The following is a 24696-nucleotide window of genomic DNA, read 5'->3' as shown; positions in this document are numbered from 1 at the left end:
ACCATGACGGCCGTCCCCGGCAAGACGGTACGCCTGTTCGGCGACCGCGTGTCGGCCCGCGTCTCCATCCGCACGGTCATCGTGTGCGCGCTGCTGGCCTGCGCCGCCGCCGGGCTCGGCATGGTCGCCCTCGCGGTGGGCGACTACCCGATCCCCCTCCCTGACGTCCTGGCCGCGCTCACCGGAGACGGGCCGGGCGGCGACCGCTTCATCGTCGCCGACCTGCGCCTGCCGCGCGTGCTGTGCGCGCTGCTCATCGGGGCGGGGCTCGGCGCCGCCGGGGCGATCTTCCAGGGCCTGACCCAGAACGCGCTCGCCAGCCCCGACATCATCGGCTTCACCACCGGGGCGGCCACCGGCGGCATCCTGGTGATCGTGCTGCTCGCGGGCGACTCCGCGCAGGTGGCGGGCGGCGCGCTCGCCGGCGGCGGCGTGGTGTCGCTGGCCGTCTACGTGATGTCGTTCAAGCGGGGCGTGCAGGGATACCGGCTCATCCTCATGGGCATCGGCATCACCTCCATCCTGGTGTCGGTCAACAGCTACCTGCTGGCCAGGGCCGAGGTCGAGACCGCGGCCAACGCCCAGCGCTGGCTCATCGGCTCGCTGAACGGCTCCACCTGGAGCAACACCGCCGTCCTCGCCGTCCTGCTGGCGGTACTGCTGCCCGCGGCGGCGTCCATGAGCGGCCGGTTGCGGCTGCTCGGGCTGGGCGACGAGCAGGCGCGCGGGCTCGGGCTCGCGGTCGAGCGGTCCCGGCTGGGGCTGATGCTGGTGTCGGTCGCCATGACCGCCGCCGCGACGGCCACCGCCGGGCCGATCGCGTTCGTGGCGCTGGCCGCCCCGCAACTGGCCCGCAGGCTCACCCGGACGAGCGGGGAGGGCGTGATGTCGTCGGCGTTCATGGGGGCGCTGCTGCTCGTGGCCGCCGACTTCGCCGCCCAGCGGGTGATACCCGGCGTACAGCTGCCCGTGGGCATTCTGACCGGGGTGATCGGCGGGCTGTATCTGGTGGCTCTGCTCACCGCCCAGTGGCGGGCAGGGCGAGGCTGACTCAAGGAGAATGCGGGTGACCATGCACGTTCTCGACGTCCTGGGCATCGGGTTCGGACCGTCGAACCTGGCACTGGCCATAGCCCTCGAAGAACACACCGCGGCGCCGCCGCTCACCGCCAGGTTCCTGGAGCGGCAGCCGCGGTTCGGCTGGCACCGGGGGATCCTCATCGACGACGCGACGATGCAGGTGTCCTTTCCGAAGGACCTGGTCACCATGCGCGACCCGAGCAGCGACTTCAGCTTCCTGTACTACCTGCGGGAGAAGGGGCGCCTGGTCGACTTCGTCAACCAGAAGACGCTGTTCCCGTTACGGGCGGAGTTCCACGACTACTTCGAGTGGGCGGCGGGCAGGCTGAGCCACCTCACCCAGTACTCCGCCGAGGTCGTCGCCGTCGAACCGGTGCACGAGCGCGGCGAGGTACGCGCGTTCGACGTGGTCACCGCCCAGGACGGCCGCCGGGTACGGCGGCGCGCCCGCAACCTGTCCATCGCCATGGGACTCAAACCGCACCTGCCGCCGGACACGGTCCTGTCCGACCGCGTCTGGCACACCAGCGAGGTCCTCCCCCGCATCGCGCAGCGCCTCGAATCGGGCGAGCCGGTACGCCGGGCGCTCGTCCTGGGCGCCGGCCAGAGCGCCGCCGAGGTGGTCGACCTGCTGCACCGCACGTTCACCGAGGCCGAGGTCTGCGGCGTGTTCGGCAAGTTCGGCTACACCCCCGCCGATGACAGCCCGTTCGCCAACCGCGTGTTCGACCCGGCGGCCGTGGACGTCTTCTACGGCGCCCCGCCCGAGGTCAAACGCTCGATCCTGGACTACCACCGCGGCACCAACTACTCCGTCGTCGACATCGACCTCATCCAGTCGCTGTCCTCGACCATGTACCGCGAACGGCTGCACGGCAGGCAGCGGCTGCGCATGCTGAACGTCTCGCGGGTCCACGACGTCCGCGAGCACGCCGGCGGCCTGGACGTGACCGTCGAGGACCTGCCGACCGGCCGGCGCGAGGTCCTGGCCGCCGATGTTCTCGTGCACGCCACCGGCTACCGCCCGCACGACCCGGCCGCGCTGCTCGGCGAGGCCGCCAAGTTCTGCCTGCGCGACGAGGAGGACGCCCTGCGCATGCACCGCGACCACAGGATCGTCCTCGCCCCGCAGGTCAAGGCCGGCATCTACCTTCAGGGGGCGACCGAGCACACCCACGGCCTGACCTCGACGCTGCTGTCCACGGTGGCGGTCAGGGCCGGCGAGATCCGCGACTCACTGCTGGCCCGCCGCTCCCCCGCCGCCTCCCCCTGACCTCACCCGGCCTTCGTGGCCGCCATGATCACGCGCGGGCTGGCCGGCAGGGTGGCGGGCGTGTCTCTGGCCTCCTCCAGCAGGACGGAGGCCCCAGGACCCAGCTCCGCCTCCAGCGCCGCGGCCCGCGCGCGCACCAGCTCGTACACCCGCAGCTGCCGCTCCAGCCATCGATCGGCCTCCTCCTTGGCCGTCACGGTGAACCCGGCCGCGGCCAGCAGCCCGCCGTGATCGAGGTAGGACGGCTCCCAGGTGCTGAACACGAACCTGCCGCCGGGCCGCAGCACCCGGGCCACCTCGGCGAACGCGGCCCGCTTGTTCCACACCATCCACAGCGCGTCCACGCTCAGCACCGCGTCGCAGGACGCCGGCTCCAGGCCCGTGGCGGTGAAACCGCCGACGGCGAAGCGCGCCTCGGGCAGGCCGAGCGACACGCTCAGCTCGCGCGCGCCCTCCACCGCGACGGCCAGGGGGTCCAGGCCGAGCAGCCGGGCACCCGCCGCGCGCGCCAGCGCGATCCCCGGCCCGCCCCTGCCGCAGCCCAGGTCCACGAGGGACATCCCCGGCCGCAGCTCCAGCAGGACGGCGAAGCGGGCCAGGTCCGTCCTGGTGACGAAGCCGAACGGGCGCAGTTCCTCGGGATGGTCGTCGCCGTAGACGTCGAGGTAGATGCGCGCCAGCGTCGGGCTCGACAGCTGCCTGGCGTAGAAGTCGGCGTAGCGGTCCTCCGCGGTCTGGCTCACAGGCCCGCCGCTTCCAGGGCCGCGTCGAACTCGTCCTGGCACTGCTCGGTGTCGCCGCCCCGCTCCCGCGTCACTGCGACCCTGGCCCTGACGTCGGGGGCGACCTGCTCGAAGCGGCGCTGCCACTCCTCGGCGGCCGGGCGCCAGTAGCCGAGCGTGGCGAAGTTGTCCGCGGGCAGCCGCCGCTCGTGGCGCAGGTGCTTGCGGATCGCCCGCATGGCCGCGGCCTCGCCCGCCGCCCAGACGTAGGCGTCGCGCACGTCGTGCCGCCGGACGATCTCCGGCAGGCCGGCGTCGCCCGGGTACAGCCAGGTGATGTCGGCCTGGCCCCGGGTGTCGAACTCCTGGCGTTCGGCCGGGCCGGCGACCTGGGCGTACACCTTCGCGCTGGTTCCGGCGGGGAGCTCTTCCACGATGCGGCCGATAGCGGGCAGCGCGGTCGCGTCACCCACGATGAGCTGCCAGGACGCCTCGCGCGGCGGGCGGTGGAGTCCGTGGGCCGCCGACACCCCGACCTTGTCGCCGGGACGCGCCCTCATGGCCCAGGGCGCGGCCACGCCGCCCTCGTGCAGGACGAAATCGACGTCCATCTCGCCGGTGGCCGGGGTGAACCGGCGCACCGTGTACGTGCGCAGCACCGGCTCCGGCACGCCCTCCGGGTACACCCAGCGGCCCTCGACGACCTCGGGCAGCACGGGCTCACGCTGTCCTTCCGCCGGGAAGAACATCTTGAAGTACTCGTCGGCCGCGCCGCTGCTGACATAGCCGTCCAGGCCGAGCGTGACCCTGATCATCAGCGGGGTCACGTGGCGGGTCGCGATGACCTCGGCGGGGAAAAGGTCGTTGCTCACGTCGTCTCCTCAGGGGTGGGGTGTGTGGCCACTTCGCCGCCGCGCAGTTCCACGCGGCGGGAGAAGCGGTCGATGGTGGCGCGGCGGTGGGCGATGACGATCAGGGTGCGCTCGCCCGCCTGCCGTTCGAGCGCGCCCTCGATGAGGGCCGCGGTGGCGGGGTCGACGTCCGCGGTGGCCTCGTCGAGGATGAGGACGGCGGGGCCGAGCAGCACGGCCCGGATGAGGCCGATGAGCTGGCGTTCGCCCGCCGACAGCAGGGCGCCGCGCGCGCCGGTCTCGGTGTCGAGCCCGGCGGGCAGGCCGTGCAGCCAGCCGTCCAGGCCGAGCAGCGTGATCGCCCGCTCCAGGTCCGCGGGGCCGGAGCCGGTGCCCAGGGCGAGGTTGGCGGCGATCGTGCCACGCACGGTCTGCACGTCCTGCGGGATCAGCGCGACGCGCCGCCGCCGCTCGGCCGGGTCGAGAGCGGCCAGGTCGGCGCCGTCGTGGCGGACCGTCCCCCGGTCGGGGGTGTAGAGGCCGGCCATGAGCTTGGCGAGCGTGGACTTGCCCGCGCCGGTCGCGCCCACCACGACGGCGCGCTCGCCGGGCGGGAACGCGAGCGTGATCTCGCGCAGGACGTCCTCGCCCGGGACGTAGGCGTAGCAGGCCGCGTCCAGGTGCAGCCCGCGCCCGGTTCCCGGCCGGTCCGGGCCGGAGGCGGGCGGGGGCTCGGTGGCGGCCAGCAGGTCCAGGACGCGGGCCAGCCCGACCCTGGTCCGCTGGACGCCGCCGGCCAGGCGGGTCAGCTCCATGAAGGAGTCGAACATGCCGCGGCACGACAGCACGAACACCACGACGGTGCCCACCTCGCCCGGCCCGCCCCCGAGCAGGACCCCGCCCAGCAGGATCACCCCGGCGATGGCCAGGCACTCGAACGCCTGGATGGCGGTCATGGTGTTGAGCGCGCGGGTGGTCTGGGCGATGCCGTCCAGCAGCCGGTCGTTGTCGCGGGCGTAGCGGCGGTCCCACTGGCGGGCCGCACCGGCGAGCTGGATGGTCTCGCGGGCCTCCAGGCTTTCGGCGAACGTGGCCGCCACCTTCGCCTGCCGGTCCGCCTCGACGTCCCACGCGGTGGCCGAGCGGACCCGGAAGCGGTGCAGGACGTACAGCGCCGGTGGCATGAACGCGGCGAACAGCACCACGGCCAGCAGCCACGACCTGCTCACCAGTACGTATCCGCCGATGAGCAGGTAGCCGGCGGAGGCGAGCAGGGCGGGCACCTGCTGGCGGACGAACACGGCCAGCTCGGCGATCTCCGCGGTGGCCCGGCCGACGAGTTCGCCCGCCGCGTGGCTCTCCACGAACCGCAGCGGGGCCGCGGCCAGCCGTTCGGCCGCCCGCTCGCGCAGCGTGCGGACCAGCCGCTCACCCGCGGCGCCGAGCAGCAGGTCGCCGCCCTGCCGCGTCGCCAGATGGACGAGGGTGAGCCCGAGGAGGACGAGCGTCACGGTCGTGATCTGGTCCGTGTCGCCGTCGAGCACGGCCGTGGCGATCGCGCCGACGGCGGCCGGCACCAGCGCCACCGCCGCCGACGCCGCCAGGCTCAGCCCGGCGCCCCACCCGATCCGGGCGAGGTGCGGTCGGAGATAGGGCAGCGCGGCCCGGACGAGGCCCCGTTTCGACGGCGTCTCCCGCAGTTTCCCGGCCTCACCCATGGGCCCGGCCGATCGGGATGATCTGGTCGGCGTGCCGCAGTACGGCGGGGCGGTGGCTGACCGCGATCACGGTGCCGGCGCCGAGCCAGTCGCGCACGCCCGCCAGCACCCGTTGCTCGGTGCGCTCGTCCACGGCGGAGGTGACGTCGTCGAGCAGCAGGACGTCGGGACGGCGCAGCAACGCCTGTGCCAGCGCGACCCGGCGCCGCTGGCCGCCCGACAGGGTGGCGCCGCCCTCCCCGATCAGCGCGTCCAGTCCGCCCGGCAGGGCCTCGACCTCGTCCAGGACCGCCGCGGCGCGCAAGGCGGCGCGTAGTTCCGCGGGACCCGGCGGATCGTCCAGGCCGAGGGTCAGGTTGTTCGCGACGGTGCCCGACACGAGCACCGGCCGCTGGGGCACCAGGGTGACCAGCTCGCGCAGAGTGGCCGGGTCTAGGTCGCGCAGGTCCACGCCGCGGTAGCGGACCTGGCCTTGGCGGGGTTCCTGCAGGCGTACCAGCACCCGCAGCAGCGTCGACTTGCCCGAGGCCACCGGACCGGTGACGACGGCGAAAGAGCCCGGCTCCACGCGGAAGCCGACCGGCCCGAGCACCGTGCGCCCTTCGTGCTCGACGCACAGGTCCACGACCTCGATCACGCCGCCGGGACGTTCCGGAGGAGCGGCACTCCCCCTCAAGGGCTCGGGGCCGTCGCGCAGCACCTCGGCGATCCGCGCGGCGGCCTCGACCGCCTGGGCCCGCTGGGAGACGCGCACGGACAACGTGGTCGAGGTGGCGGTGAGCATGAGCATCCAGGACGCGAACGCGGCCAGCCCGCCCACCGTCATCGTGCCCGCCGCCACGGCGGGGGCGGCAGCGGCGACGCCCAGAGCGATGGCCAGCAGCGGCACGAAGGACGACACGGCCGACCAGCCCGCGCCGGCCCGGATCACGGCCAGCGCCTTCCGGCTCACCTCGGCGCTGTGGTCGTGGTGGGTGCCGACGAGGGCCTGCTCGGCGCCGGCTCCCTTGACGGTCAGGGCCGCGCCGACCAGTTCGTCCACGACGTCGGCGCGCCGCCCCTGGGCCGCCGCCAGCGCGCCGCTGCGTACGCCGAGCACCCGGCCGAACACGACGTTCGTGACGAGGACGGCGGCCACGCAGCCCAGGCAGAGCAGCGCCAGCAACGGGTGCAGGAACGCGACCGCCACCACGACCGTGACGAGCCCGATGACCAGGTGCGGGAGGGCGGTGGTGCCGCCGACCCAGATCCAGATCAGGTCCACGTCGTGGGAGTTGCGCGCCTGGAGGTCGCCCCGGCCGAAGGCGGCGGCCGTACGGGTGTCGAGGGTGAGCAGGTGGGCGGAGAGCCGCCGGCGCAACCGGGTGATGATCTTGGCGCCGGCCATGTAGTCGAGGTGCTGGCCGGCGTGCTGGGCGAGCCAGGCGAGCAGCCCGGTGCCGGCGATCACCCCGCTCCACCGCAGCAGCGCCGCCCGGTCCGCGGCGACGAGCCCCTCATCGAGGGCGCGCTGGATCGACAGCGGCAGCGACACGAGCGCGAGCTGCCACAGCGTGGTGAGGGCGGCGGCGGCCGCGATCGCCCGCGCTTCGCCGCGCAGGCACCATCGCAGCAGTTCGCGGGCGGCCCGTGGGGAGCCGCCCGCGATCCGCGGGGTCGTCGTGGTGCTCACCGGCGCCTAACGGTCCATGGCCCGCTGCAGGCTCAGCGGCCGCATGTCGGTCCAGTGGCGCTCGACGTACTCGAGGGCGGCGGCGTGGGTCCCCGGCCCGTGGACCACCTCCCATCCGGCCGGTACGTCCGCGAACTCGGGCCAGAGCGAGTGCTGGCCCTCGTCGTTGACGAGGACGAGGAAGGTGCCGTTCTCATCGTCGAACGGGTTGGACATGGAACCTCCATACATAGAGTGTGACTAGGACGTCGGTGCCGGTTGGCTGTCGGGTTCGCGCAGGGCGGGCAGCAGGGCGGCCAGGACGAGCACGGTGACGCCGGCCCCCGCCCCGTACACGATCAGGGCGGTCGCGGGGCTGAACGCCTCGGCCAGTACGCCGGCGACGAGGGAGCCGGCCGCGGCGGCCGCCACGACCTGCGCCTGCCAGAGGCTCGCCACCCTGCCTCTGATCTCGTCGGGCGTGTGCCGCTGCAGCAGGGTGAAGCGGAGGATGTCGGTCAGGACGCGGCCGGCGCCGTACCCGGTGAGGGCGAGGAACGCCGCGAGCGGGACGGGACTCAGGCCCGTGGCGAGCACGGCGAGCCCCATCACGAGCAGGGACGTCAGCAGCGCGAGGCCGGGGCGGCGGGCGGCGCCGATCCAGCCGCTGGTGAGCGAGCCGGCCACGGCGCCGATCGCCGGGGCGCTGTAGAGCAGGCCGAGCACGCTCTCGCCGCCGCCGAGATGGGTCTTCACCAGCGCGGGCAGCAGGACGACGGGGCCGCTGAGCAGCATCGTGGCCAGCCCGGCGACCAGCACGCTCCTGACCGTGCGGTGGCGCACCGCGAAGGTCAGTCCGGCCGCCATCGCGCGCAGGGGCGGTTCCCGGCCGGTTCCCGGCGCGGGGTAGGAGGGCAGGCGGCTGATGCTGAACGCGGTCAGGACGGTCGCCGCCGCCGCGGCGGCGTAGTTGGCGGCCACGCCCCAGGTCGCGATCAGCAGCCCGCCGAGCGCCGGTGAGATCATCGCCGACAGGTCGGCGGTGAGGGAGAGCAGCGCCCCGGTGGCGGGCAGGTGCTCGCGGCCGACCAGGGTGGGCAGCAGGGCCGTGAGCGTGGTGGAGCTGATGCCGCCGGCCAGGCCGTCCCAGGCGGCCAGCGCGTAGATGGGCCACAGCGGCGGGTCGGGCAGCAGCGCGTTGACCGCCAGGAGCACGAACCCGATCCCGGCGGCGGTGCGGGCGGCCAGGATGACGCGGCGGCGGTCGTAGCGGTCGGCGAGCAGGCCGCCGGCGAGCGACCCGGCGAACACGCACGCGCCCGCCGTGGTCGCGACCGCGCCGAGATGCAGCGCCGAGCCGGTGATCGTGTACACCTGGACCGGGACCGCCACCATCAGCAGCCCGATCCCGAACAGCGAGGCCAGCCGCGCGGCGAACACCAGCCGGAACGGCCGCGAGGCGCGCAGCGGCGTCAGATCGAGAGTGATCTTCTTCAGGACGCTCATCCGGCCGTCTCCCCCGTGAGGTGGGCGGCGATGAGGGAGCCGGTCAGCGCCCAGCCCGCCGCCCGCCCGAGCGTGTGGTGGTCCACGGGCACCGCGTGCTCCACCAGCCGTCCGGACACCTGGCGCCGCCAGGCCGCCCGGTTGGCCGCGGCCTCCTCCTCGCGCTCGCCGGCCGAGGCGCCGATGAAGAGCATGTCTCCGTCGAACACCTCGAAGGAGGCGTGTCCCATCTGCTCGCTGTGGCGCAGGTAGGAGTCCACGATCCGGTCGAGCGCGCCCTCGTCGAAGGAGGTCAGCACGCTCTCGGTGCGCCGTACCCGGGCGTAGAGGTCCTGCTTGTCGGTGAGGTCGAGCGTGGCGGGGTCGAGCCCGGCGGAGGAGGCGACGTAGGCCATCGCCTCCGCGCGCAGCGCCGCGCCGGTGCCGTCCCCGCCGCCGCCGGTCTCGGTGATGTAGGCGTCGAGTACCGTCAGCGAGGCGATCGCGTGGCCCTCCCGCCGCAGCGTGGTGGCCACGCGGTGCGCGACCAGCCCGCCATAGGACCAGCCGACCAGATGGTACGGCCCGCGCGGGTCGACCCGCCTGATCCTTTCCAGGTACCCGGCGACGGCCTGGTCGAAGGTGAGCCGCGGCGCGCCCGGGTCGGACAGCAGCGGCTCCTGCAGCGCGTAGATCGGGTGCGCCCCCGGCAGATGGGCGACCAGCCCGGTGTAGGACCAGCCGAGCCCGCCGGCCGGGTGGAAGCAGAAGACCGGCGCCTCCTGCCCGGAGGAGCGGATCTCCAGCAGCGGACGCAGCCCGCCGGCGCCGCCCCGCCGGTCGGCCGCCCTGGCCACCAGCCGGGCGGGTGTGGGCGCGTCGTAGACGTCCCGGACGGAGACCGCGCCGATCCGCTCGCGCAGCCGGCCGACCAGCCGCACCACCAGCAGCGAGTGGCCGCCGAGCGCGAAGAAGTCGTCGTTCCTGCCCACGTCGGCCAGCCCGAGCACCTCGCGGAAGGCGTCCGCGACCGCCTCCTCCCGCGGGCCCTGGGGCGGTTCGCCCGCGCCGGGCGCGGTGATGACCGGGCCGGGCAGGGCGTCCTGGTCGAGCTTGCCGTTCACGGTGAGCGGCAGCCGGTCGAGCGTGACGACGGCGGCGGGCACCATGTAGCCGGGCAGCACGGCGGCGGCCTCGGCGATGAGCCGTTCGACGTCGAGCTCCTCGGCGCCGCCCGCGGGCACCAGATAGGCGACCAGGTGGACGGCGCCCTGGGCGTCGGTCCTGGGTACGACGGCCGCCTGCCCGACCCCGTCCAGGCCGGTGAGCACGTCCTCGACCTCGCCGGGCTCGATGCGGTAGCCCCTGATCTTGACCTGCCCGTCCGAGCGGCCCAGGAAGTCGATCAGGTTGTCGGGCCGCCAGCGGGCCAGGTCGCCCGTCCGGTACATGCGCCCGCCCGGCCCGCCGAACGGGTCGGCGACGAAACGCCCGGAGGTCAGGCCAGGCCGGCGGTGGTAGCCCCTGGCCAGCCCGTCGCCCGCCAGGTACAGCTCACCGACGGCGCCGGGCGGCACGGGCCGCAGCCCTGGGCCGAGGATGTAGGCGCGGGTGTTCCAGATCGGCCGGCCCACGGTCGAGGTCGTGCTCTCGGCCAGGTCCGCGCCCAGGGCGTTGATCGTGTACTCGGTGGGCCCGTACAGGTTGTAGCCCTCCACTCCCCCGGCCTCGCGGATCCTGTTCCACAGCCCGGCGGGCACGGCCTCGCCGCCGAGCGAGAAGAAGACCAGCCCCGGTGCGTCCGGCGGGGCGTCGCCGCCGCACCGGGGCCGGTCCAGCAGCCCGGCCTCGACGAGGAACGTCCCGTACGACGGGGTCACGTCGAAGCCGTCGACGCGCTCGCGGTCGAAGTAGTCCAGCAGCAGTGCCGGATCGCGCCGCGTGTCCTCGTCGATGACGTGCACCTCGTGCCCGGCCAGCAGCCAGAACAACTGCTCCCACGAGGCGTCGAAGGAGAACGACGTGGTGTGCGCGATGCGCAGCTTGCGCCCGTCCTGCCGGGCGGTCACGTGGTCGAAGATGTTCTCCAGGTGGTTGTAGTACATGGTGGTCAGCCCGCGGTAGGGCACGGTGACCGCCTTGGGCCGCCCGGTGGAGCCCGAGGTGAAGATCAGGTACGCCGGGTGTTCGAGCCCGGCGGGGGCATGCCGTTCGCCGGCCGGGATCGGCTCGGGCGAGGTCGCCGCCAGCTCGGCCATCGCCTCCGGCCCGTCGAGCACGACGGCGGGCCGCCCGGCCGGGAGCAGGTCGCGCAGGCTCTCGGTGGTGAGGACCACGACGGGCGCGGACTCCTCGATCATGTACGCGATCCGGTCGGCCGGATATTCGGGGTCGATGGGCACGTAGGCGGCCCCCGCGGCGAACACCGCGAACAGCGCCACCACCATCAGCTCCGACCGGGGCAGCACCAGGGCGACCGCGCTCTCGGCGCCGACGCCCCGGCTCACCAGCAGCCGGGCCAGCCGGGCGGCGGCTGCCTCCAGCTCGGCGAAGGTCAGCTCCGCCGTACCGCTGACCAGGGCGCGCTCGTGCGGGATCAGCAGCGCGCGCTCGTGCAGCAGGTCGGCGATCGACAGTTCCGGCACGGGCCTGGGCGCCGGGTTCAGCCCGTCGAGCAGGTGCGCGCGCTCCAGGTCCGAGACGGCCTCCACGCGGCCGATCGGCCGGTCGGGGTCGTCGGCGAAGGCCGTCAGGATGCGGACGTAGGTGTCCATGACCCTCGTGGCCTCGTGCTTGCCGAAGACGTCGGTGCGGAACAGCATGCGCAGCCTGGCGGTGCCGTCGGGCGGGCTGACCACCATGGTCAGCGGGTAGTGGGTGGCGTCGCGCAGGTCCCTGCCCTCGACCCAGAGCTCGCCGTCCGGCCCCCAGCGCTGGTCGGGGGTGACCTTCGGCTGGTTCTGGAAGACGAACAGCGTGTCGAACAGGTTGCGCCGGCCGGCCAGCTCCTGGATGCGGGCCAGGCCGACGTAGGGGTGGCGGACCACGGTCATGCGCTCGCGCCGCACCCGGGCGGCCATGGCCCGCAGGCTGTCGGCCGGGGCGGTGCGCACGCGCATGGGCACGGTGTTGAACAGCAGGCCGACCGTGCTCTCGATGCCGGCCAGCTCCGGCGGGCGGCCGTAGGTGAGCAGGCCGAACACGGCCTCGTCGGCGCCGGTGTGCTGGTGCACGAGCACCGCCCACGCGATCTCGAACAGCGCGCTCGCGGTCAGGCCCAGCTCGCGGCTGACCGCGCCGAGCCGGTCGGCCAGATCGGCGTCGAGGTCCTCCTCCAGCTCGTCCATGTGGCGCGCGTCGGCCGTGGTGTCCTGCGCGTGGGGCGCGATGAGCCCGGCCGCGCCGACCCCGGCCAGGAACGCGCGCCAGGCCTCCTCCGCCACGGACATGTCCTGTACGGCCAGCCATTCCAGATAAGTCCGGAAGTCGCAGACCTCGCGCCGTTCCTCGGCGTCCGGGTCGGTGTAGAAGGACAGCACCGACAGCAGGAACAGCGAGATCGACCAGCCGTCCATGAGGATGTGCTGGGCCCACACGACGAAGCGGTGCTCGTCCCGCGCCAGCTTGGCGAGCCCGAACCTGATCAGCGGTGGGGCGGCGATGTCGAACGGCTCGGCGGCGCCGCGTTCGCGGAACTCCTCGAACGCCTCCTCCGGCCGGGGCGCGCCGCTCAGGTCGGCCGCCGTCCAGGAGAACGGGACGTGGGCGGGGATCGCCTGGACGGTGGCGTCGCCGACGTCGTAGAAGCCGGTGTTGAGGTTGGGGAACTTCGCCAGCGCCGCCCGAACGGCCCCGGCCAGGCGGGCGGGGTCGAGAGGGCCGCGCAGGCGCAGCGTGTTCTCGGTGAGGTAGACCTCGCCGGTGGTGTCGGCCAGCATCAGGTGGAACAGCAGGCCCTCCTGGAGCGGGGAGAGCGGGAGCACGTCGCGCAGCGGGCCGGTCTTGTTCTCCAGCCACCGGCGGCGGAACGGCGACAGGGCGAGCATGGGCGCGGCGGCGGTCTCCCGGCCGGCGTCGCCGGTGGCGTGCAGGTGCTCCGGCGCCCAGGCCGCCAGCCGATCGGCCCAGGCGCGCAGCAGGTCGCTCGTGGTCTCGGCCGGGCCGGTGGCCTCCAGGACTGTCTCGTGAGGGCGGCGGTGGACGGTGAAAGTCAGGTCGTAGCCGGGGGGCGGGTTCTGGCCGAGGCTGAGCAGGATCCGGGCCTGGGGGGCCTGCTCCAGGAACTCGGCGGTGTCGGGGCGGTCGTAGCGGGCCGTTCCGTAGGCGAGGGCCGTTTCCCGGTCGGGGGGCAGCAGGGCGTGCAGGAGGTGGTCCGGGTCGCTTCGCATGAGGTCGGCGTCGAGCAGGACCGGGAAGACCCGGGTCAGCAGGCCCACGGTGGCGGGGGCCTGCTCGCGGTCGGGTTCGTACACGTCCAGCAGAATCGGGCCGGTGACGCCCGCCTCCGCCAGTGCCGTGGCCAGGGCGGCCAGGGCGACGGGGCGCCAGGGCTCGCCGTCCAGGCGGTGGGGCAGCTCGACGCGGCCGTGGGTGATCGGGCCCGTGGTCTGTCCCGGCCACAGGTGGCCGGACTCGGCGATGCGGTCGGCCAGGTCGAGCCATGCCTCCGCCGAGTCGTCGGGGTCGGGCGCGGCGGCCAGGGTTCTGGCGTAGTCGGCGAAGGACGTCGGGGCCGCTGTGGGCTGTCCGCCGGGGAGTTCTTCGAGGATGAGGTCCCAGGAGCGCTCGTCGACCAGGGCGGGGTGCGCGCTGAGGAGAAGCTCGTCCCGACCGGTCCTGGCCGCGTGGAAGACGTGTCCCGCGGCAAGGTCCAGGGCGGTGCCCGGGTCGACGAGCACCGGCCGGGCGAGCGCCTGGAGGGGATCCACGACGCTCGTCCGCCACAGGCCCGCGCCGTCGCGCCACACGCGGGTGCGCAGGGCATCGTGCCTCAGCACGCAGCCGCGCAGGGCCCCGATCACGGCCGAGTCGTCGGTGCCCGGCGGCAGCGTGACGCGACGCGTCGTGGGCATGCCCGCCTCGCCGGAACCAAAGCCGAGGTCGCGGCCGAGGCCGGGGCCGGGGCCGGGGATTGAGCCATGGCCGCGGTCGAGGAGCCAGCGCTGGGCGGGGGTGAGCGGGGCCGGTGCCGGGATGAGGGTGTCGGGGGTGACCAAGTCCGACAGGCGGGTGCCGGCGTGCGCCGCGGCCTGGGCCAGCACGGCGGCGACCCCGGACAGCAACTGGCGGGCCGTACCCTCGTCGAACAGGGCGGTCGCGTAGACCACCGACAGCTCCAGCGCCTGCTTCGCGCCGCCGTCGAACACGTGGAAGACCAGGTCGAACTTGGTGGTGCGGGTGTCGACCGGGCGGGGCGTGACACGCAGGCCGTCGAAGGCGAGGGCGACCGCGGGTGCGGTCCCGTAGGAGACGAGGACCTGGAAGAGCGGGTTCAGCGTGGCCGCCCGCGGCGGGTTGAGGTGCTCGACCACCTGCTCGAACGGCACCCGCGCGTGCTCCATCGCCGACAGGTTGCCCTCCCGCATCCGCTCCAGCAGGTCGCCGACGCGCGGGTCGCCGGACAGGTCCGCGGTGAACACGAGCGTGTTGACGAACAGGCCGACGACCTCGGCCAGCCGTTCCTCGGTACGCACGTCCATGGGCGAGCCGAGCGGGATCAGCTCCCCCGCGCCCGCCTTGGACAGCTGCACGGCCACCGCCGCCTGGAACACGGTCAGCACGCTCACCCGCCGCGACCTGGCCAGCTCGCGCAGCGACCGCGACAGCCCGGCGTCGAGCGGCTGCCGCAGCACCCGGCCCTCATGGTCACTGGTCTCGGGACGCGGCCGGTCGAGGGGCAGCGCGAGCCGCCGGGGCGCGTCGGCCAGCCGTCGCGCCCAGAAGGCCAGGTCGGCCGAGACACGCGACCCGGGGTCGGCGGCGTCACCCAGCGCGTCGTTCAACAGCCGCGCATAGTCGGCATAGCTCAGCTCAGCCGCGGCCGGCTCAGCCGCGAACGGCTCAGGCGCGCCCGGCTCGGGTATGGCCGGGTCAGGGGCGGCCGGGTCGGGGGCGTGGCCTTGGACGCGGGCGGCGTGGGCGGTGGTGAGGTCGCGCAGCAGGATCTGTGCCGAGGTGCCGTCGAAGGCGATGTGGTGGGTGCCGACGTGCATGAGGTGCGCGTCGTCCGCCACCCTGAAGAACGTCAGCCGCAGCGGCGGCTCCGACTCCAGGTCGAAGGCCCGGTTGACGGTGGCGCGGATGGTTTCCTCGCGGCCGGCTTCCGGCACGGTGCGCAGGTCCACCAGGTCGGCCCGCAGGTGCGCGGCGAGCGCCCGCTCCGGCAGGACGCGCTGGACCGGCCCGTCCGCCCGCAGCGGGTAGACGGTGCGCAGGATCGCGTGCCGCCCCGCGACGTCGAGCAGGGCCAGCCGGAACGGCTCGGGATCGACGGGCCCGCCGCTCAGCTCCAGCATGACGCCGGTGTTGTAGGCGCTGGACGATCCCTCCAGCCGGTCCAGGAACCACAACCGCCGCTGGGCGGGCGACAGGGGCGCCTCGTCGTGCCCGGCGTCGGGCGCGACGCCGTCCGGCTGGGCGGGTTCCGACGGAGCCAGCAGCTCGGCCAGGTCGGCGACCGAGGGCCGGTCGAAGATGTCGCGCACCTCCAAGGACGCGCCGGTGGCCGAGGTGAGCCGCGTGACCAGGCGCATCGCCAGCAGCGAGTGGCCGCCCAGTTCGAAGAAGTCGTCGCCGGGCGCCGTGACCTCCACGCCGAGGACGGCGGCGAACGCCTCGGCGACCACCCGCTGCGCCCCGGTCAGCGGGGACGGCTCACGCGCGGGCGCCGCCTGCTCGGGATCGGGGAGCGCGGCCCGGTCGAGCTTGCCGTGGGGGGTGCGCGGCAGCCGGTCGAGCGGCACGTACGCCGACGGCCGCAGATGCTCGGGCAGGTGCGCCGCGGCCAGCTCCCGCACCCGATCGACAGCAGCGGGCTCGGCCACCAGATAGGCCACCAGCCGCGGCTCGCCACGCGGATCGTCACGCACGACGACGGCCGCCTGGGTGACCGCGGGATGGCCGGTCAGCAGCGACTCCACCTCGCCCGGCTCGACCCGGAAGCCACGGATCTTGGCCTGGTCGTCGGTACGCCCGAGGTAGACCAGGCTCCCGTCGGAACGCCGCCGCGCCAGGTCCCCGGTCCGATACATCCGCCGCCCGGCGGCGAACGGATGCGCCACGAACCGGCCGGCGCTCAGCCCGGGACGCCCGTGGTAACCGCGGGCCAGCCCGGCGCCCGCGACGTACACCTCACCGGCCACCCCGTCGGGCACCGGCCGCAGCGCCCGGTCCAGCACGAACACCTGCGTGTTGACCACCGGCCCGCCGATCGGCAGCGGCCCGGCGTCGTCGCCGGGCAGGCAGCGCCACAGCGTGGCGTCCACGGTGGTCTCGGTGGGCCCGTAGGAGTTGAACACGCGGTGGCGCACCGCCCAGCGCGCCGCGAGCGGCGCGGGACAGGCCTCCCCCGCCACCACCACGACCCTGCCCGCGGGGATCTCCTCCTCGGCGATCTCCGCCAGCGCGGACGGCGGCAGCGTGCAGTGGGTGATCCCGGCCTCGGCGATGAACCCGCCGAGGGGCGCGCCGAGCCGCCGCCCGTCGGGCACGAAGACGAGCGCGGCGCCGGTCAGCAGCGCCATCGCGATCTCCCACACGGAGGTGTCGAAGCTCAGCGTGGCGAACTGCAGCACCCGGCTGCCCGGCCCGGCGCCGATCGCGCCGGCCATGGTGACGCCGAGGTCGGCGAGCCCGGCATGGGTGACCACGACCCCCTTGGGCCGCCCGGTCGAACCCGACGTGAAGATCATGTACGCGGCGTCGTCCACCCGCGCCCCCGGCCCAGGATGCGCACCCGCCCCCGGCTTCGGCGGCGTACCCGCCGGCGCGAGGTCGAGCTCGTCGAGCGGCACCGGCCGCGGCCCCGGCAGCCCGGCGGGCAGCGTCGGCAGGGTCTCGCGGGTGGTGAGCACCGCGACAGGATCGGCGTCGCGCAGCATCAGCGCGATCCGCTCGGCCGGGTAGGCGGGGTCCACCGGCAGGTACGCCGCCCCGGCCCGTTGCACGCCCAGCATGGCGACGACGGCCTCGGGACAGCGGGGCGCCAGCAACGCCACCAGGTCGCCCCGGCCGATGCCGCGCCCGGCCAGCGCCGCGGCGAGCCGGGAGCCGGCCTCGTCCAGTTCCCCGTAGGTCATCCGGGTGCCGTCCATCTCGACGGCGAGCGCGTGCGGGTCGCGGGCGGCCTGGCGGGCGAACAGCTCGGGCCAGGTGGCCGGCGCGACGTCGGCCTCGGTGGCGTTGCCCTCCAGCAGGATGTGCCCGCGGGCCTGCGGCGACAGCAGGTCGAAGGCGCCCACGCGCCGCTCGGGGTCGGCGACCAGCGCGGCGAACAGCCTGGTCAGCGCGGGGCCGGCGGATCGGGCCAGGTCGCCGGGCAGCACGCCCGGCCGGTGCCGCAGCACCAGGCGCAGGCTGTCGCCGGGCAGGGCGGTGATGCCGATCGGGTAGTGGGTGGCGTCGTGCCCGTCCACGGCGGTCACCGACAGGCCGGAGGCGGCGGCGAGCGTGTCGAGGCGCCGCTGGTCGAAGGGGAAGTTGTCGAAGACGGCGAAGGTGTCGCACAGGTCGGCGTGCCCGGCGGCGCGCTGGATGTCGGCCAGGCCGAGGTGGTGGTGGGCGATGAGCCCGGCCTGCTCCCGCTGGACCCGGCGCAGGCTGCGCAGCGCGGTGTCGCCGGGACGTAGCCGGAGGCGGGCGGGGACGGTGTTGACGAGCATGCCGACGAGGCGGTCGGCTCCCGGCACCTCGGGCGGGCGGCCGGAGGTCATGCCGAGCAGGACCACGTCGTCGCGGCCCGTCCAGTGGGCCAGCAGCATGGCCCACGCCCACTGCACGACGGTGTTGAGCGTCAGGCCGTTGCGCCTGGCCAGCCGGGTCAGCGCGGCGGTGAGCCCGGCGGGCAGGTCGATGTCGAGGCGTTCGGGCAGCGGGACGGGTTCGTCGAAGGGGGCCAGGAGGGTGGGCTCGTCCAGGCCGGCGAAGTGGTCCCGCCAGGCCCGGCCGGCGGCTTCCCGGTCCTGTCCGGCCAGCCAGGCGCGGTGGGCGCGGGGGTCGGGCGGGGGCGGGAGGACGCTGTCGTCGGCGGCGGCGCCGTACAGGGTGAGGAGCTCTTCGACCAGCACGGACAGGGACCAGCCGTCGAGAACGACGTGGTGGGTGGTGATGGTCAGGCGCCAGCGGTCCAGCGCGGTGGGCTGGAGGTCGAAGCGGATGAGCGAGGGGGCGGTCAGGTCGGACGGCTCCTCGCCGCCCCAGCGGGGTTCGGCCTCGGTGTGCACGACCTGGACGGCGGCGCCGGAGGGGGTGCGGGTGATGGAGCTGCGCAGGCTGGGATGGCGGCGGATGAGCGCGGCGCTCGCGCGGCGCATGCGCCCGGGTGACAGGGGGCCGGACAGGTCGAGGGTCCAGCTGATGAGGTACGGGTCGGGGCCCGCGGTCGTCTCCTTCCTGAACAGGATGCCTTCCTGGGGGGCGGTGAGCGGCCAGACCTCCTGCAGGGACGGGTGGCGGGCGCGCAACGCGGCGACGTCGGCCGGGCTGAGGGCGGGCGGCGTCCAGCCGGGGGCCGTGGTGGTGTCGTGGCGGGCTCGGGCGGCCAGTCCGGCCACGGTGGGGTGGGCGAACACGTCGGCGGGGGTGATCACGATGCCCTGGCGCCTGGCGAGGCCGGCGAGCCTGACGACGAGCACGCTGTCGCCGCCGAGCTCGAAGAAGCCCTCGTCCACGCCGGTCGCGGTGCGGCCCAGGACCTCGTCGTACAGGGCGCACAGGTGGCGTTCCACGGCGGTGGCGGGCGGGCGCCCGGCGGGGGTGTCCTGGCCGGGGGCGGGCAGCGCGTGCTTGTCGACCTTGCCGTTGGGGGTGGTGGGCAGGGCCGGGAGGGCGAGCAGGTGCGCGGGGATCATGTGGCCGGGCAGGGCGGCGCCGAGGTGGGCGCGCAGTTCGGCCGTGGTGGGTGGTTCTGTTTCCGGGACGTAGTAGGCGACGAGCCTGCCATGACCGGAAGCGTCCCGGTGGACGGCCGCGGTGGCCTGCCGTACGGCGGGGTGGGCGGTCAGGGTGGCGGCGACCTCACCCAGCTCGATGCGGAAGCCGCGCAGCTTGACCTGCTCGTCCTCGCGGCCGAGGAACTCCAGCGCGCCGGTGCCCGTCCGGCGGGCCCGGTCACCGGTGCGGTAGAGGCGGCCGGCGCCGGTGAAGGGGTCGGCGACGAAGCGGGCCGCGGTCAGCGCGGGCAGGCCGTGGTAGCCGCGGGCCAGCCCGGCTCCGCCGAGGTACAGGTCGCCCGGCACCCCGGCGGGGACCGGGCGGAGCCGTTCGTCCAGCACGTGGGCGACGGTGTTGTGGATCGGGGCGCCGATGGGCGGGTCGGCGGGCAGGTCGCCGCCGAGCGGGGCGCGGGTGGACCAGACGGTCGTCTCGGTGGGGCCGTAGAGGTTGACGACGTCGGCGCCGCGGGCGCGCAGGCGGGTGGCCAGGGCGCGGTCCAGCGCCTCGCCGCCGGTCAGGGCCCGGATGCCGTCGAGCGCGCCGTCTCCGTCGGCTTCTGCCAGCAGGCGCCACTGGGTGGGCGTGGCCTGGACGACGCTCGCCCCGCAGGCGCGTACGGCGGCCAGCAGCCTGGCCGGGTCGCGTACCTCCTCCTCGCGGGCCACGACCACGGACCCGCCCGCGATCAGCGGCGCGAACAGCTCCAGCACCGAGATGTCGAACCCCGCGGTGGTCAGCGCGAGGACGGTGTCGTCCTGGCCGATGTCCTGGCCGGTCATCGACTCCAGGAAGTTGACCACGGCGGCCATGGGCACCACGACGCCCTTGGGGCGGCCGGTCGAGCCCGAGGTGTAGATGACGTAGGCGGCCCTGTCCGGCAGATACTGGCTTTCGGCGAGCGGGGCGGCGACGCGGGGCCGGTCGATCTCCAGTCTCGGCACGCCCGCGGGGAGCTCGGTCGCCGACGTGGTCAGCACCAGCTCGGGTGCGGCATCACTCAGCATGTACGCCAGCCGTTCACCCGGATAGTCCAGATCCAGCGGCAGATAGGCGGCGCCCGCCCGCCACACCGCCAGCAACGCCACGACCAGCTCGGCCGACCGGGGCAGTGCGACGGCGACCACCGGCTCGCGGCCGTGCAGCCGGGCTCGCAGGTCACCGGCGAGCAGCGCGACCCGCTCCTCCAGTTGCCCATAGGTCAGGGTCTCGCCGTCGCAGCGCACGGCGACCGCGCCGGGATGCCGGTGGGCGCGCCGCCGTACGAGCTGGTCGGTCGCCGCGGGCGTCACCTGCCTGACCGGGCCCTGCCAGGCGGTCAGCAGGCCGGCGCGCTCGGCGCCGGTGACCAGGTCGAGGGCGGCGACCGGCGTCAGCGGGTCGCGGGTGACGGCCTCCAGCAGCAGCTCAAGGCGCTCGGCCAGCAGCGCGGCGGTGGCCGGGTCGAACAGGTCGGCGGCGTACTCGATCTCCCCGCGCAGCGGCGTGCCCTCGCCGCGCTCGCTGACGCGGAACGTCAGGTCGAACTTGGCGGTCCCGGTGCCGACCAGGCGCGGCTCGCCCCGGTACAGGACGCCGTCGCCGGTGCCGGCGGGCAGCGCGTGGTAGCTGACCAGCACCTGGAAGATCGGGTGCCGGGCCAGGGACCGGGACGGGTTGACCGCCTCCACGACCCGCTCGAACGGCACGTCCTGGTGGGCGTAGGCGTCCAGGTCGCTCTCGCGGACCCGGTCCAGGAGCTCGGCGAACGCCGGCCCGCCGGAGACGTCCACGCGCAGCGCCAGCAGGTTGACGAAGAAGCCCGCCACGCCGTCCAGCGCGGGGTCGCCGCGACCGGCGACGGGCGTGCCGACGCAGACGTCGTCGCCGGCGCCCATCCGGTGCAGCAGGGCGACGACGGCGGCGTGCACGAGCATGAAGGGGGTCACGGCGGCGTCGGCGGCCAGGCGTTGCATCCGGGCGCGAAGCTCGGGGCTCAGCTCGAAGGCGTGCACGCCGCCCCGGTGCCCGGCCCGGGACGGCCTGGGGCGGTCCGCGGGCAGGTCCAGCTCGGCGGGCGCGCCGGCCAGGCGGGCGGCCCAGTGCTTGACGCCGGCCAGGGCCTCGGGGCCGTCGCCGGCCGGGCCGTCGAGCTGCAGGAGCGCGTGGTCGGCGTACTGGAGGGCCAGCGGTTCCCACGTGGGCTCCACGCCCCTGCGCCTGGCCTCGTAGGCGTGGGCCAGGTCGTCCAGGAGCACGACCGTCGACCATTCGTCGGCGGCGATGTGGTGCACGACCAGCAGCAGCACGTGCCCGCCGGTGTCCCGTTCGCACAGCCGGGCCCGGATGGGCGGCTCGGTGGCCAGGTCGAAGGGATGCCGCGCGGCCGCGGCGAGCGCGTCGCCGAGCCCGGCGGCGCTCACCCGGACGACCTCCAGCGGCGGGGCCGCCTCCCGCGGATCCAGGACGCGCTGCCACGGCAGGCCGAGGTCCTCGGGGAAGACGGTCCGCAGGCTCTCCTGCCGGGCGGCCAGATCGGTCAGCGCCTCCCGCAGGGCGGGAAGGTCCACCTGGTCGCGCAGTTCGACCGCGATGGGGATGTTGTAGGTGGGCCTGGGGCCGTCGGTGCGGTAGAGGACCCACAGGCGGCGCTGGGCCGGCGACAGCGGAGGGCGTGCCGGGCGGGTGCTCGGGCGCGGCGCCGCCCGTTCCGGTTCCGCCGTCCGCAGGTACGCGCTGAGCGCGGCCACCGTGGGATGGTCGAACAGGGCGCGCATGGTGATCCTGACGGCCAGTTCGGCCCGGACCCTGCCCGCGACCTTGGCCGCGCCGAGCGAGTCGCCGCCCAGCCGGAAGAAGTCGTCGCCCAGGCCGACGGAGGGCACGCCCAGCACGCCGGCGAAGATCCCGCACAGCCGTTCCTGGGCCGGAGTGGCCCGGACGGCCGGCGCGGCGGCGCTCTCCACGGCGGGGTCGGGCAGCGCGGCGCGGTCGAGCTTGCCGTTGGCGTTCAACGGCAGCGCCTCCAGCCACACCACGTGGGCGGGGACCATGTACTCCGGCAGGCTCTCGCGCAGGGCGGCCGTCACCTCGGACGGGGCGTCCTCGCCCGGTGCCCGCACGACGTAGGCGACCAGGCGACGGGACGGGCCGCGCACGTCGGCGGCGGCCTGGGCGATGCCGGGCAGGGCGCGCAGCGCGTGCTCGATCTCGCCCAGCTCGATCCGGAACCCGCGCACCTTGACCTGCGCGTCGGCCCTGCCCAGGTAGTCGAGGCGGCCGTCGGGCAGCCATCTGACCAGGTCGCCGGTGCGGTACATGCGGCTGCCCGGCGCTCCGTTCGGGTCGCCGACGAACCTGCCCGCGCTCAGGCCGGGCCGGTTCAGGTAGCCGCGGGCCACGGCGGCGCCGCCGACGTACAGCTCGCCGGGCTCGCCGGGCGGGACCGGCCGCAGCGCGTCGTCCAGCACGTACGCGCGGGTGCCCGGCACCGGGCGGCCGATCGTGGGTGTGCCCCGGCCGGGGGCGACGGCTCCCGCCGTGGCGATCACGGTGGTCTCGGTGGGGCCGTACATGTTGAAGATCGCGCAGCCCGGCATCCGTTCCGCCACGGCGGCCACCAGGTCGGCGGGCAGCGCCTCCCCGGCGGCGATCAGGCAGCCCGCCCGCGCCCGGAAGGAGGGGTCGGCCAGGACCGTGGCCAGCACGGACGGGACGCCGCTGATCAGGCTGCCCTGCCAGGTCAGCCGGTCGTCCTCCAGCAGGGCGAGCGGGTCCTCGACGATCTCGACGGCGCCGCCGTTCAGCAGCGGGGCGAACATCTCCAGCGCGGAGACGTCGAAGGTGAGCGAGGTGGACAGCAGGACGTGGCGCAGGTGCTCCTCACCGAGGATCTCGCGTGCCCAGGCGGCCAGGCCGACCACGCCGCCGTTGGAGACGACGACGCCCTTGGGCGTGCCGGTGGAGCCGGAGGTGTAGATCACGTACGCGGCGGCGGCGGGGCCGGCGCCGTGCGGGACCGGCCCGCCGCCGTCCAGCGCGGTCCGGTCGTCGAGGACGAGCTCGGGCAGGCCCAGATCGCCGCCGCCCAGGCCGGTGCCGGGGGCGCGCAGCAGCAGCACGGGCGCCGCGTCGCGGGCGATCAACGCCGCCCGCTGGAGCGGGTAGCGGGGATCGATGGGCAGGTAGGCGGCGCCGCTCTTGAGGACCGCGAACACCGCCACGACCAGGTCGGCCGTCCTGGGCAGGCAGAGGGCGACCAGCTTCTCCGGTCCCGCGCCGCGCTCGCGCAGCAGTGCCGCCAGCGCGTCGGAGCGCCGGTCGAGCTCGCCATAGGTCAGGTGCGTGCCCGCGTGCCGTACCGCCACCGCGTCAGGATCGCGGCGCACCACGGCCGCGAAGGCCTCGGCCACCGAGAGCGCGGGGGCGCGGGCGGCCTCTCCCGCCCATTGCGTGAGCACGGTGTGCCGCTGGCCGGGTGTCGCGGTGTCCAGCGTGCCGATCGGCCGGTCGTCCGGCGCGAACCGGCTCAGGAAGTCCAGGAACCGCTCCCGGTGCGCGGCCAGTTCCTCCCGCGTGAACATCGACGGGTTGGCGTCGAACTCGAAGGCCAGCTCGGCCCCGGCCGGGTAGACGGAGATCGTCAGCTCCTCCACCGGCCCGGCCGCGAGGTAGCGCGAGGCTCCCGGGGCGCCGGCGAAGGCGAGCGGGCTCTCGAACGGCTTGATGTTGAGCCACACCCGCGAGGGCGCCCGGTCGCCGATCTCGGCTCGCAGGTCGCCGCGCATGTCCTCGAAGCGGTACTCCTGCCGTTCACGGGCCTCGGCCAGCCGTTCCCTGGTACGGCGCAGCAGCTCAGCCCCGCTGGTCCCCGGCTCGGCGGCGATGTCGACCGGCAGCACGTTGACCCACGTCCCCGGCACCCGCGGGTACGCCGACCCGGGCTTGCCCATGAACGGCACCCCCAGGACGACGTTCCGGTCGCCGGTCATCCGGTGCAGATATCCCGCCACGGCCGCCATGACGACCTCGGCCCAGTTCGCCCGGTGGGCGGCGGCGCCGTCCTTGAGCCGCGCCGTCGCCGCGGCGTCGAGGCGGCCCAGCTCGCGCACGAAGCTCCGTGCGGGCTGCCCCGCCCGCCTGGCCAGGCCGGTCGCGGCGGGCAGGTGCCGCTGCCGGTCGAGCCAGTGCCGCCGGTCCTCGTCGTAGCGCGCGGAGGAGCGGTAGCCGGCCTCCTGCTCCAGCGCCTCGGCCAGCGGCAGGAACGGGCTCGGCCCGGGTTCGCGCCCCGCGGCGAGCGCCGTGTAGACGGCGGCGACCCTGCGCTGCAGCTGGGCGTGGGCGTACCCGTCGAGCAGGATGTGGTGCGCCCGCTGGTACCAGTAGTGCCGATCGGCCCCGATGGTGAACACCACCTGCCGCACGAGGTCGTCGCCGGTCAGGTCGAGCGGCTCGGCCAGGTCGGCCCGCATCCGCTCCAGCGCCGCCCCGTGCGGGTCGGACGCGTCGCTGACGTCCACGATCCGCGCCCGGTACGGCGTCACGTCGGCGACGCGCTGCCGGACGGACTCCCCCTCGGCCTCGAACCGCACCCGCAGGACGTCGGTCTCGTCCATCACCCGGTCGATCGCCCGGACCAGGAGCGCGGGGTCGAGCTCGCCGGTGATCTCGACGTACTCGGCGGCGTTGAAGATGGGGTTGTCCGGGTCGAGCCGCTGGGCGAACCAGAGGCCGCTCTGCGCGCGGGACAGGGGCAGGATCGTCACCGTTCGTGTCTCCAGAGATCGCG

Annotated in this window: 9 protein-coding genes; 2 read left to right on the top strand and 7 right to left on the bottom strand. The window is 74.9% G+C overall.

Annotated elements, in window-relative coordinates:
• The first annotated feature begins 3 nt into the window (after positions 1-3).
• Positions 4-1050 (top strand): FecCD family ABC transporter permease, encoded by a 1047-nt coding sequence (locus ACFWYW_RS21980; protein WP_379621192.1) that lies wholly within the window; start codon positions 4-6, stop codon positions 1048-1050.
• Positions 1051-1060: 10 nt separating this feature from the next.
• Positions 1061-2353 (top strand): lysine N(6)-hydroxylase/L-ornithine N(5)-oxygenase family protein, encoded by a 1293-nt coding sequence (locus ACFWYW_RS21975; protein ID WP_379621172.1) that lies wholly within the window; start codon positions 1061-1063, stop codon positions 2351-2353.
• 2 nt (positions 2354-2355) lie between these two features.
• Here the strand turns inward: ACFWYW_RS21975 and ACFWYW_RS21970 are convergent, their stop codons facing one another.
• From ACFWYW_RS21970 to ACFWYW_RS21940, 7 genes are read right to left on the bottom strand one after another with little or no spacing between them, the layout of a single operon-like run.
• Complete coding sequence (locus tag ACFWYW_RS21970) at positions 2356-3096, bottom strand: class I SAM-dependent methyltransferase (RefSeq protein WP_379621170.1); 741 nt, start codon at positions 3094-3096, stop codon at positions 2356-2358.
• Positions 3093-3947, bottom strand: a complete 855-nt coding sequence (locus ACFWYW_RS21965; protein ID WP_379621168.1) for a siderophore-interacting protein — start codon at positions 3945-3947, stop codon at positions 3093-3095. Before ACFWYW_RS21965 ends, ACFWYW_RS21970 begins: the two co-directional genes overlap by 4 nt.
• Positions 3944-5644, bottom strand: a complete 1701-nt coding sequence (locus tag ACFWYW_RS21960) for an ABC transporter ATP-binding protein (RefSeq protein WP_379621166.1) — start codon at positions 5642-5644, stop codon at positions 3944-3946. The genes ACFWYW_RS21965 and ACFWYW_RS21960 overlap by 4 nt, the downstream gene beginning before the upstream one ends.
• A complete protein-coding gene (locus ACFWYW_RS21955) occupies positions 5637-7316 on the bottom strand; it encodes an ABC transporter ATP-binding protein (protein ID WP_379621164.1) in 1680 nt (559 codons plus the stop codon). The genes ACFWYW_RS21960 and ACFWYW_RS21955 overlap by 8 nt, the downstream gene beginning before the upstream one ends.
• 6 nt (positions 7317-7322) lie before the next feature.
• On the bottom strand, positions 7323-7532 hold the full coding sequence (locus ACFWYW_RS21950; protein ID WP_379621162.1) for an MbtH family protein: 210 nt from the start codon (positions 7530-7532) through the stop codon (positions 7323-7325).
• 24 nt (positions 7533-7556) lie between these two features.
• The gene (entS, locus tag ACFWYW_RS21945; RefSeq protein WP_379621160.1) at positions 7557-8801 is read right to left on the bottom strand and encodes an enterobactin transporter EntS; all 1245 of its coding nucleotides are present in this window, start codon (positions 8799-8801) and stop codon (positions 7557-7559) included.
• Positions 8798-24673 carry an amino acid adenylation domain-containing protein gene (locus ACFWYW_RS21940; RefSeq protein WP_379641041.1) on the bottom strand — a complete coding sequence of 5292 codons (15876 nt, stop codon included), beginning with the start codon at positions 24671-24673 and terminating at the stop codon, positions 8798-8800. Before ACFWYW_RS21940 ends, entS begins: the two co-directional genes overlap by 4 nt.
• Between the last annotated feature and the right edge of the window lie 23 nt (positions 24674-24696).

It is taken from the genome of Nonomuraea sp. NPDC059023, from assembly GCF_042740095.1.
Taxonomy (GTDB): domain Bacteria; phylum Actinomycetota; class Actinomycetes; order Streptosporangiales; family Streptosporangiaceae; genus Nonomuraea.
The sequence above is the reverse complement of the archived record's forward strand: the minus strand, read 5'-3'. Positions and strand labels throughout refer to the sequence as shown.